Origin of the sequence: Protofrankia sp. Cr1 (genome assembly GCF_963555865.1) — a bacterium.
Taxonomy (GTDB): Bacteria; Actinomycetota; Actinomycetes; order Frankiales; family Frankiaceae; genus Protofrankia.
Genome location: NZ_CAUVXO010000053.1, coordinates 12688 through 13900, shown reverse-complemented (window position 1 = coordinate 13900; position 1213 = coordinate 12688). Strand labels below are relative to the sequence as shown.

The 1213-nt window shown below is 68.3% G+C and carries 1 protein-coding gene and 1 pseudogene; both read right to left on the bottom strand.

Translation table 11 applies throughout. The annotated features are described in order from the left end of the window. A pseudogene (locus tag U9980_RS07385) lies at window positions 1–194 on the bottom strand (hypothetical protein); the annotation flags it as partial. Window positions 195–610: 416 nt separating this feature from the next. After that, window positions 611–1087, bottom strand: a complete 477-nt coding sequence (locus tag U9980_RS07380) for an NUDIX domain-containing protein (RefSeq protein WP_322767251.1) — start codon at window positions 1085–1087, stop codon at window positions 611–613. Window positions 1088–1213 lie beyond the last annotated feature (126 nt).

The window sequence follows — 1213 nt, the reverse complement described above, 5'->3', positions numbered from 1 at the left end:
CCGACACACCTTACCTCCCCATCTGCACATTGAAGTCGCCTGCCGTACCAGCCGATCCGGAAGACGGAGGCTTTGAGCGTGGCCGCGGTCGTGGACGCGAACAGGTGCAGTTCGTCCCCGGTCCGGATGCTGGCATGGTCGAGCCAGCCCTCCACCGCGTGGTTGTAGCCGAGACGGGCCAGGCCGCCGTCCATGGACACCCGCGTCGGGACGGAGGTCGCCTCCGACGCCAGCGGCGTGGATCGGGAGCTAGGCGGCCTCGTGTGTCGAAGGCGATGCCGGCGGGGGTGGATCCGGCGCTTGTCGCGCAGCTGGTGACCCAGGCCCGTGAGCCGGGGGTGCGGCTGTCCGGGGAAGGTGGTCTGCTCCAGCTCGAGTGCATCGATTGGGCCGCGTCGTCGTGGGCAAGATCGGCTTGAGAGTGGAGCAGGACGAGCGGCCCGCTGGCGCACTGGGAACAGGTGGCGATGTGATCGGGGCAGACCTGCCGCCGCGCGGGCGCCCTTGGCGACGGGGTCGCGCGCACTGCTCTGGCGCTCCTTCGCGGAGTTCGGAGTTCAAGCCCTGCGCCATTCGCGGCGACGAGAGCCAGGACTTTTCACCCCCTGGCTCAGAAGCCGTCGCTGGAGACCATGGGTCCTCTCGTGAGGTAGTTGACCAGGGCGGTGCGGGTCGTGGACACGAACTGGGCTGGGATGCGGTCGGCGGGAGTCCAGGCGATTTGGGAATGCTTGTAGGGTTCGGCGTTGGTCGCTTCGCCGGTCCAGGTGTGGGTGGCGAAGACGACGGTGAGGAACCCGTTGGGGCCTTCGACGCCCCAGGAACTGTGGATGATGCCCGCGACGGTGAGATCGGCGGCCTCGACGATCAGGCGGGTTTCCTCTCTCAATTCCCGGGTGGCGGTGGTGGTGATGAGTTCGCCTTTGTCGGCTTTCCCGACGGGCAGGTCCCAGTGCCCTGCTGCGAATTTGGCGTGGGGTGCGCGCTGAAGGAGCAGGATCCGGTCGGTTGTCTGGTCATGGACGATCACGGCGGCAACGAGCAGCGTGTGGGAGTCCAGCGCCGGCGGTAGGGCGGTGTCGTTCACGGCATGATCCTATTCAGATGGCCGCGTGCCGGATCCGCTGCGCGAGCCGGGCGGCGCCCGGGACCTTGCGGCGCTGGTACAGGGCAAGCGTGGGGCCGATGGAGGTGAGCGCTGATCGGGTGCGCG